This is a genomic window from Nocardiopsis sp. NPDC006198, assembly GCF_040613895.1.
In the GTDB taxonomy this organism is placed as follows: domain Bacteria; phylum Actinomycetota; class Actinomycetes; order Streptosporangiales; family Streptosporangiaceae; genus Nocardiopsis; species Nocardiopsis tropica.
The window spans coordinates 220,142-228,674 of record NZ_JBEXSY010000003.1 but is presented as its reverse complement, the minus strand read 5'-3'; the positions used below and the strand labels follow the sequence as shown (position 1 = coordinate 228,674).

9 protein-coding genes are annotated in these 8,533 nt (G+C 71.4%); 3 read left to right on the top strand and 6 right to left on the bottom strand.

Annotated elements, in window-relative coordinates; genetic code table 11:
* Window positions 1-135: 135 nt before the first annotated feature.
* Window positions 136-363 (bottom strand): hypothetical protein, encoded by a 228-nt coding sequence (locus ABZ234_RS04240; RefSeq protein ID WP_355010994.1) that lies wholly within the window; start codon window positions 361-363, stop codon window positions 136-138.
* Window positions 360-854 (bottom strand): ATP-binding protein, encoded by a 495-nt coding sequence (locus ABZ234_RS04235; RefSeq protein ID WP_355010993.1) that lies wholly within the window; start codon window positions 852-854, stop codon window positions 360-362. The genes ABZ234_RS04240 and ABZ234_RS04235 overlap by 4 nt, the downstream gene beginning before the upstream one ends.
* A 288-nt stretch (window positions 855-1,142) precedes the next feature.
* On the opposite strand from ABZ234_RS04235, the gene ABZ234_RS04230 reads away from it, so the two are divergent.
* Together ABZ234_RS04230 and ABZ234_RS04225 are read left to right on the top strand one after the other, a co-directional pair.
* Window positions 1,143-1,973 carry a helix-turn-helix transcriptional regulator gene (locus ABZ234_RS04230; protein WP_355010992.1) on the top strand — a complete coding sequence of 277 codons (831 nt, stop codon included), beginning with the start codon at window positions 1,143-1,145 and terminating at the stop codon, window positions 1,971-1,973.
* Window positions 1,951-2,136 carry a DUF397 domain-containing protein gene (locus ABZ234_RS04225; RefSeq protein WP_355010998.1) on the top strand — a complete coding sequence of 62 codons (186 nt, stop codon included), beginning with the start codon at window positions 1,951-1,953 and terminating at the stop codon, window positions 2,134-2,136. The genes ABZ234_RS04230 and ABZ234_RS04225 overlap by 23 nt, the downstream gene beginning before the upstream one ends.
* Window positions 2,137-2,305: 169 nt before the next feature.
* Here ABZ234_RS04225 and ABZ234_RS04220 read toward each other — a convergent pair whose 3' ends face one another.
* Entirely contained in the window at window positions 2,306-3,655 is a 1,350-nt protein-coding gene (locus ABZ234_RS04220; protein ID WP_355010991.1) for an rRNA adenine N-6-methyltransferase family protein, read from the bottom strand.
* A 261-nt stretch (window positions 3,656-3,916) separates the two neighbouring features.
* Between ABZ234_RS04220 and ABZ234_RS04215 the strand changes: the two genes are divergently transcribed.
* The gene (locus ABZ234_RS04215; protein ID WP_355010990.1) at window positions 3,917-5,209 is read left to right on the top strand and encodes an FAD-binding protein; all 1,293 of its coding nucleotides are present in this window, start codon (window positions 3,917-3,919) and stop codon (window positions 5,207-5,209) included.
* A 130-nt stretch (window positions 5,210-5,339) separates the two neighbouring features.
* Here the strand turns inward: ABZ234_RS04215 and argG are convergent, their stop codons facing one another.
* From argG to ABZ234_RS04200, 3 genes are all read right to left on the bottom strand, one after another.
* Complete coding sequence (gene argG, locus ABZ234_RS04210) at window positions 5,340-6,791, bottom strand: argininosuccinate synthase (protein ID WP_355010989.1); 1,452 nt, start codon at window positions 6,789-6,791, stop codon at window positions 5,340-5,342.
* A 212-nt stretch (window positions 6,792-7,003) separates the two neighbouring features.
* A complete protein-coding gene (locus tag ABZ234_RS04205) occupies window positions 7,004-7,759 on the bottom strand; it encodes a methyltransferase domain-containing protein (RefSeq protein ID WP_355010988.1) in 756 nt (251 codons plus the stop codon).
* Between the two features lie 4 nt (window positions 7,760-7,763).
* Window positions 7,764-8,495, bottom strand: a complete 732-nt coding sequence (locus tag ABZ234_RS04200) for an SDR family oxidoreductase (protein ID WP_355010997.1) — start codon at window positions 8,493-8,495, stop codon at window positions 7,764-7,766.
* Between the last annotated feature and the right edge of the window lie 38 nt (window positions 8,496-8,533).

Genomic DNA, 8,533 nt, shown 5'->3' with positions numbered 1-8,533 from the left:
GTCCGGGGAAGTACGACCGGACCCGACGGGGTGGGGCGGGGCCGCCGGCCCCCCTTTTGGCGGCGGCCCCGCGGCCCGGTGCGAACGCACCGGGCGGGGAACCTCCGGGCGGATCAGCGCCGCCCGGAGGGGGTTTCAGGGGGAGCGGCCGGAGGTGACCGTGCGCACCACGTGCCGCATCTGCCGGGACAGCAGGTCGGGGTCGGCGTAGCGCAGCGGGGCGACCTGCGCGGGGCCGAGGTAGAACGCCACCCACACGCGCAGGGAGTAGGACCACATCACCCACCAGCCGGGGTGGTGAAAGGTGAGCGAGGCGGCCACCTGCCGGTACTCGCGGTCCAGCTCCGGCCTCCACCCGCTCACGGGTTCTCCACCTTCGCGCGGATCGTCAGCGGCCCCGAACCCGCACCGGGGATCGCCCAGTCCCACTCCCAATAAACGGCGAGCTGGTCCACCAGGTGCAGGCCCGGGAGGGGTGCCAGGCGGGGGTCCCCCAACCGGGGGTAGGGGATGACGGAGTCCGGTCGGGGGCCGCGGTCGGTGACCGCGATGGTGATGAGGAACGGGTCGATGTCGAGGACGACCCGCACGGTCCCGCCGGGGTCCCCGCTGAGCGTGTGCTGGTGGGCGTTTGAGGTGAGAGCTTCGGCCACCAGCGAGACCGGTTTCGCGGCCCGCCGGGGGGTCACGGCCCGCACCCACTTGGAAAGGGCGGTGTAGTCGCGCTCATGGCCGAGGACGATGCCGTGCCGGTGGGGCTCGGAGAACGCGATGCGGTGCGGGTACGGGACACCGACGGGAGCGGGTTCGGAGGCTGCGTCTGGCTTTGGTGCGGCTGCGCCGGTAGGCTTCATTTGCTTCACCTCGTGTCTTTTCGGGACAGGTGGGGCATTTTGCCCTGGTGCCGCAGCGAACGGCATCGGGGCTTTTTTATGGCTTAATCTGGTAGTGCGTCCGGTTCGACCACATGCCAGTCACGCGCGTCCGGGGACCGGTGCTGTGGTGTTGCGGCTAACGACAAGATTCCACCAATGCCCGAGCATTTAAAGGCTGGAACGCAACTCCGCCACTCTTGTATAGATCGACGCAACTTCTAGCAAATTTCAGTAGACTTAGCGCAAGCCTGCTGCTTTGATGGACCCATGCAAGACGTCGATGGCCGCAAGGTTCCGGATGTACGATTCGGAATGGCGCTAATGCGGCAGCGCAAACGAGCTGGAAAGACCCAAGGTGCGCTCGCCTCGCACATAAAGTGCACAACCGGACATATATCCCATGTGGAGAACGGGCGGAGGGCCCTGAGTGAGGCTTCGGTTGCCGAGGTCGACGCATTCCTCGATGCTGGGGGACGACTCATCCGCACCTATGGTGATCTGTACGAACCGGACAGTGTGGATTGGCTGGGGCAACTCCACGAACACCAGGCCTCGGCGGAGGTGATCCGCGAGTACCACAACAGCGTGTTCCCTGGGGTGGTTCAGGTGAGCTCCTACGCGCGTGCCGTGTTCAGCTCCGGGTCGCCATGGTTGGGTGAGGAGGGGATCAAGGAACGCGTGGCGCTCAGGCTCGAACGTTCCAAGGTCGTTCTACGCCCAAATGGACCGCAATACCATGTAGTGCTCGATGACATCGTGCTTCACCGTCCCGTGGGGCCACCCTCGACCATGAAGGAGCAGATCGACGAGGTCATTAAGAAGGCTGAGTCGGGCAGAATCATGTTGCAGTTGCACGGCTGGGGCCAGTACCCCAACCCCGGTCTCGACGGGCCATACTCGGTACTGATGTCAGTAGGAGCCCCGGACCTGGTCTACGTGGAGTCGATCTACGGTGGTCAGTCAACTGATGACCCGGTGTCGGTGCGGCAGTTCGGGGTGCTGTTCAGTAGATTGCAGGCGAACGCCCGCTCACCGGGCGATTCGTTGGCGTTGTTGAAGGAGTGGAGTGAGCGGTATGGCAAGGCCCAGTCAGCCTGAGCAGGGCCCGTGGCACAAGTCCAAGCGAAGCAACGGCTCTCAGAACTGCGTCGAGGTGTCCGAGGGTGTGCACGTGCTTGTGAGGGACACTCAGAACCGTGAACGCGGACACGTGGAGTTCAGCCGGGAGGCTTGGACGCAGGTGTTGAGGGCCATGAAGTAGCCCCTCTGTTGGAACAGATCGGACCCCGCCACGGATATTGGCGGGGTCCGGTTCTATGTTCAGCGGAACCAGGCTACCTCGGGGGCGCCACACACCACCAGGACCAAAGACCCCCTCCTGCCTGCCGCTCACGTGCGCCGCCCAGCCTCTGTCGCGCACTTCCACAGAGCTACCCGCCCTTGGCAGTCGCCCCCAGCGGCCGTAGAACCCCGTCCGGGGAACCCGCCCACAACCGCGTCCCTTCCGCGTCCACGGTCACCCCCAACTGCTCCCGGCCCGGCCGACCCGCCCGTTCCCACGCCTCCCACGCCGCACCGACCTCCGCCCACAGGTCCCGGCCCCCGGCCCGTTCGGTGACGTAGGGGCCGCCGGTCGGTGTGTACTCGCCCAGCGCCCATGACCCGTCCGGGGTGGCCACGTACACGGACGCCTCGCCCGCGCACTCGGGCCGCTCCTCCGACGCCTCGTAGACGGCGTACCGCAGGCCGGGCACCAGGTGTCCGAGAACGAGTTGCCATCCGGGGTGCTCGTAGGCGACCAGGCGGGGGTTCACGGTGGTGGTTCCGGCCTGTTTGCCGGGGTCGTCCTCGTCCACCAGGTCCCGGATACGGCGGCTGTCGGGACGCTGGGAGCGCAACACCATGAACGGGGCCTCGCCGACGATCCGCCCGTGCGCGGTGTCGTCCTCAGCGACCTCCAGCCGCACCAGTACCCCGGGGCGGGTCCCTACCTCCCAGGGGGTCACGATCACCCCGCCCGGCCACGTCTGCCGCACCCAGGAGTGGGGGATGGACCCTCGGGCCGCGACGGTGGAGATCACCCGGTGGAAGCGGTCCGCACCGAGACCGGTTCCCAGGTGCCCGGTGCCGTCCTGGTCCAGCACGGTCGGCCGGTAACCGGCGCGGTCGAGGTTGTCGACGGCGATCCGGGCGAGCTCTGGGTCGATCTCGGCGGACACCACCGCCTTCTCCCCGAGCGAGTGACAGAGCAGCGCCGTGTTGTAGCCCGTCCCCGTGCCGATCTCCAGCACCCGGTGCCCCTCGGCGGCGTCGAGCTGTTGGAGCATGTCCACGACCAACGACGGTTGGCTGAGGCTGGAGGTCCGCAACCTGCCCCACCCGGGTTCGCCGTTCGGGCCCCCGGCCGGGGCGCCGTCGTCCACCTGGGTCGCGAGCGCGTAGTCCTCGTGCGTCCAACGGGCGTGGTCGGGGTCCTCGCGGGTGACCGGCACGTAGTAACCGGGGTGGTCGTTGGAGGTGACCCACACGGTGCCGGGGATGAACCCGGCCCGGTCCACCGCGAGGATCGCCCGGTGCCACCGGGGGGCGATGATGTGGCCCGCGATGGTGAGGGCGCGGGCCAGACGGGCGCCGGGTGTGGTCACCGGTTGGGGTCCGTGCCGTCGCCGGACTGGGTGGGGTAGGGGTTCGCTTCCGTGCTTCTTGGGGTCCTGGCCGTCGCCGCCGGCGGAGCCGCCCTGGCCGGTGTTGGTGCTGTCGGGTTTGTCGTGTCGTCCCACGGTGTCCTCCAAAAAAGGGGGAGGGGCCTGCCTACGACCGGCACAGTAGCCCACAGGCCGGTTACTGTGAGTGGTTTTGGCTGGAAGTGGCCACCCCACGCGAACGACCGCCCCGCCGCGCGACACGGGGGAGCGGGGCACACGGTCACCCCAGCGGGCCCCGCATCCACGCGGACCCCGGACTCACGGACCCCGGCCGTGTCAGTGGCATGGGCTACGGGAGAAGATGCACGGGCGTCCCCCGGCGGTCAAGGAGGCCCCATGTCCACCACCCCACCCCCGAGTTCATCCCGCCCCCCGAGCCCACCCCCGCCCCTCAGGAACTGGGCCGGGAACGTCGCCTTCTCCCACACGGCGGTGCACCGGCCCTCGACCCTGGACGAACTGCGCCGCCTCGTCCGCGACAGCCCCAGGATCCGGGCCCTCGGCAGCGGCCACTCCTTCAGCAGGGTGGCCGACTCCGACCACGAGCTGGTCCGCCTCGACGGCCTTCCGCCGGACATCGCCGTCGACCCAGTGGCGGGGACCGTGGCGGTGTCCGCCGGCACGAGCTACGCCGACCTCTCCGCCGCCCTGCACCGGGACGGGTTCGCCCTCGCGAACATGGCCTCCCTGCCGCACATCTCCGTCGCCGGATCGTGCGCCACCGGCACCCACGGCTCCGGGGACGGCCGGCGTTGCCTCGCCGCCTCCGTGCGGGCCGTGCAGATGGTCGGCCCGGAGGGCGACCTCGTGGAGCTGTCCCGCGACACCGACCCCGACACGTTCCCCGGTGCGGTGGTCTCCCTCGGCGCGCTCGGCGTCGTCACCCGGCTCACCCTGGACGTCGAGCCCGCCTTCGAGGTCGCCCAGCGCGTCCACCTCGACGTGCCCCTGGACGCGGTGGCCGAGCGGTTCGACGCGGTGTTCGGCGCCGCGTACAGCGTGAGCGCGTTCACTGGCTGGGCCCGGGGCGCCGCCGACGTGTGGCTCAAGCACCGGACCGACCTGCCCGAGCGCCCGTGGGAGGGCGGACGGCCGGCGGATGGACCGGTGCACCCCGTGCCGGGCATGCCGACGGAGTCCTGCACCGTGCAGCTGGGGGTCGCCGGGCCCTGGCACGAGCGGCTGCCGCACTTCCGGCCCGACGTGACGCCGAGCGCGGGCGACGAGCTCCAGTCGGAGCTGTACCTGCCACGGGAGCAGGCGGCGCGGGCCTTCGCCGCCCTGCGCGGCATCGGGCACAAGGTGGCCCCGCTCCTGCACGTGTCGGAGGTGCGCACGGTGCGCGGGGACGACCTGTGGCTGAGCCCCGCCCACGGCCGCGACTCCGTCACGTTCCACTTCACCTGGGTCAGCGACGCGGAGGCGGTGGTGGCCGTCCTGGCCGAGGTGGAGGGGCTCCTGGCGCCCCTGGGCGCCCGGCCGCACTGGGGGAAGCTCACCACGCTCTCGGCCGGGGACGTCGTCGCGGGGTACGGGCGCGCGGACGACTTCGCCCGCCTGGCGCGGAGCATGGACCCCGGCGGCACGTTCCGCAACGCCTTCACCGACGCGCTGTTCCCCCGGGAATGAGCGCGGGCGGCCTCTCGGTACCGAACCTCGGTACCGAGAGGCCGCCCGACGTCGCGGGAGGGCCGGGAGACCGGACCCGCCGCCGTCCGCGCCGGCCCCCGGAAGGCGGTGCGGACGGCGGGAGCGGGCCTCAGTCCGTGCCGGACTCCATGGCGACGTGGTCGAGCCAGTCCTCGTCGGCGGCCTGGCCGCGGGAGGCGATCGCCTCGGCGCCGCCCTCGGGCATCGCGCCGATCAGACCCGTCGCCGCCGCCTGGGCGGCGCCGATCGAGGTCGGGTGGGCGTCGCCGCTGCCGACCATGCCGATCCTGGCGTAGTCCTCCAGCTTGGCCCGCGAGTCGGCGATGTCGAGGTTGCGCATGGTGAGCTGGCCGATGCGGTCGCCGGGACCGAACGCGGAGTCCTCCGTGCGCTCCATGGACAGCTTGTCCGGGTGGTAGCTGAACGACGGCCCGGTCGTGTCCAGGATCGAGTAGTCCTCGCCGCGGCGCAGCCGCAGGGTCACCTCGCCGGTGACGGCGGTGCCCACCCAGCGCTGGAGCGACTCGCGCACCATCAGCGCCTGCGGCTCCAGCCAGCGGCCCTCGTACATCAGCCGGCCCAGGCGGCGGCCGTCGTTGTGGTAGCTGGCGAGGGTGTCCTCGTTGTGGATGGCGTTGACCAGGCGCTCGTAGGCGGCGTGCAGCAGGGCCATGCCCGGGGCCTCGTAGATGCCCCGGCTCTTGGCCTCGATGACCCGGTTCTCGATCTGGTCGGACATGCCCAGGCCGTGCCGGCCGCCGATGGCGTTGGCCTCCAGCACCAGGTCCACGGCGGTGTCGAACCTGCGGCCGTTGATGGTCACCGGCCGGCCCTGCTCGAAGCCGATCGTGACGTCCTCGGGGGCGATCTCGACCTCGGGGTCCCAGAACCGCACGCCCATGATGGGGTCGACGATCTCGATGCCGGTGTCGAGGTGTTCGAGGGACTTGGCCTCGTGGGTGGCGCCCCAGATGTTGGCGTCGGTGGAGTAGGCCTTCTCCGTGCTGTCCCGGTAGGGCAGGTCGCGCTCGGCCAGCCACTCGGACATCTCCTTGCGCCCGCCGAGCTCGTTGACGAAGTCGGCGTCGAGCCACGGCTTGTAGATGCGCAGGGAGGGGTTGGCGAGCAGGCCGTAGCGGTAGAACCGCTCGATGTCGTTGCCCTTGTAGGTGGAGCCGTCGCCCCAGATCTGCACGCCGTCGTCGAGCATGGCGCGGACCAGGAGGGTGCCGGTGACGGCGCGGCCGAGCGGGGTGGTGTTGAAGTAGGGGCGCCCGCCGGACCTGATGTGGAACGCGCCGCAGGCCAGGGCGGCGAGCCCTTCCTCGACCAGGGCGGCGCGGCCGTCGACCAGCCGGGCGACCTCCGCGCCGTAGGCGTTGGCGCGGCCGGGCACCGAGGCGATGTCGGGCTCGTCGTACTGGCCGATGTCGGCGGTGTACGTGCAGGGAACCGCGCCCTTTTCGCGCATCCACGCGACGGCCACGGACGTGTCGAGGCCCCCCGAGAAGGCGATTCCGACGCGTTCGCCGACAGGAAGGGAAGTGAGTACCTTGGACATGAAAATAAGTATGCAGAAAAATGAATGAACATGCAATCTGGGGCGGTGTCGGCACCCCGGATGTGGCCGTTCTCATCCCCGGGGGCCGCGCCCCGGCGCCCGGCGGTCCGGTCCCGAGCGCACCCGCCCCGGCCGCCCGCCCCCGCAAGGGCCGGGCCGTGCGACGGCGGCGGGGCGGGCCGCGTCCCCGCGACCCGCCCCGCGCCCCTTCGTCACCGTTCCGCTTCGAGGTGCCTCCAGCGCACCGGGTCGAACGCCGCGGACGTGCCCCCGCCCTCGCGGGAGGACCCCGACGGCATGCGGTCGCCGGCGCACTCCAGCACCAGCATCTCCCGGTCCCCGAGGGCGAACGCGTAGTCCACACCCTCCACCCGGGAGGAGACGCCGCACTCCGCCAGCGCCTCCCGCATCCGGTCCAGCGCCGGATACCGCTTGTGGCTCGTGTGCTGGAACAGGGGGTACAGCCGTACCTGTCCACGGGACACGCGCACCAGCTCCAGGAGCGCGTCCCGGTGCCAGTCCTCGCCCAGCTGCTCGCCGTAGGAGAACAGCAGGTGGGAGCTGAGCACGAGGTCGAACGAGCGGTCCGCGAACGGCAGGTCCGGCAGCGAGCCCAGGACGTACCGCCCGGGCCGCGCCGCGACGTCCGCGCCGAAGGCGCGCGCCGACCGCGAGCGCATCCGCGTGTACCGCGCCGGACCGCCGAACCAGCTCCAGTCGTACTCCCCGGCGCGCTCGACCAGCTCCGCGTGCTTGTGCTCGTTCTCCCGCAGGGCCAGCTCCCCCAGCCCCTCCCGGCCCGGCCCGTACTGGGGGTCCACGGCCACCGCGTCCGTGCCCCGGGCCCCGGCCTCCGCCACGAAGCTCGCGGCGCCGCCGGGGCAGTCCAGGATCCGCAGCGACAGGTCGTGGTCCGAGAGCGAGAACATCGCCCGGTACTCCTCGAAGGAGCGCGCGCTCACGAACACCCGCTCACCCCCGCCCGACGAAGGGCATCGTCGTCGGCAGCACCGTCAGGTACTGCACGTTGGCCTCCAGGGGCATCGACGCCATCAGCAGCAGCGACTCCGTGAACCTCTCCACGGGGATGGTCTGCTCCACCGCCATCGTCCCGTCGGCCTGCATCGCGGGCGGCTGCGGGCCGCCGTCCGCCGGGGCCACGTTGCCCACGTCGATCTGCCCGCAGGCGATGCCGTGCGCCCGCCCGTCCAGGGACAGGGCCCGGGTCAGGCCCAGGACCGCGTGCTTGGCCGTGGTGTAGGCGACGGAGTTGGGCCGCGGCACGTGGGCGGACGGGGCCCCGTTGTTGATGATGCGCCCGCCCGGCGGCGACTGCCCGCGCATCACGCGGAACGCCTCCTGTGCGCACAGGAAGGTCCCGGTGACGGTGGTGTCCATGATCCGCTGCCAGTCCTCCGTCGCCACCTCCTCCACGGGCGTGCGGGGGACCGCCGCGCCCGCGTTGTTGAACAGCAGGTCCACCCGGCCGAACCGCTCGCGCACCGCGGCGAACAGGGCCTCCACCTCCGCGGGGCTGCGGATGTCGGTCGGCACGGCCAGGACCCGGTCGGCGTCCGGCCCGGCGAGGCCGACGGTCTCCTCCAGCGCCTCCTTGCGGCGCCCGGCCACCGCGACCGACCAGCCGTCCGCGAGCAGGGCGAGCGCGGCCGCCCTGCCCAGGCCGCTGCCGCCCCCGGTGACCACGGCGGTCCCGCGCGCGCGGGACCGGCCCGCGTCGCGTC

Coding starts and splice junctions, on each gene's coding strand:
- ABZ234_RS04215 (WP_355010990.1), top strand. CDS start 3,917: ATGTCCACCACCCCACCCCCGAGTTCATCCCGCCCCCCGAGCCCACCC.
- ABZ234_RS04225 (WP_355010998.1), top strand. CDS start 1,951: ATGGCAAGGCCCAGTCAGCCTGAGCAGGGCCCGTGGCACAAGTCCAAG.
- ABZ234_RS04235 (WP_355010993.1), bottom strand. CDS start 854: ATGAAGCCTACCGGCGCAGCCGCACCAAAGCCAGACGCAGCCTCCGAA.
- ABZ234_RS04230 (WP_355010992.1), top strand. CDS start 1,143: ATGCAAGACGTCGATGGCCGCAAGGTTCCGGATGTACGATTCGGAATG.
- argG (WP_355010989.1), bottom strand. CDS start 6,791: ATGTCCAAGGTACTCACTTCCCTTCCTGTCGGCGAACGCGTCGGAATC.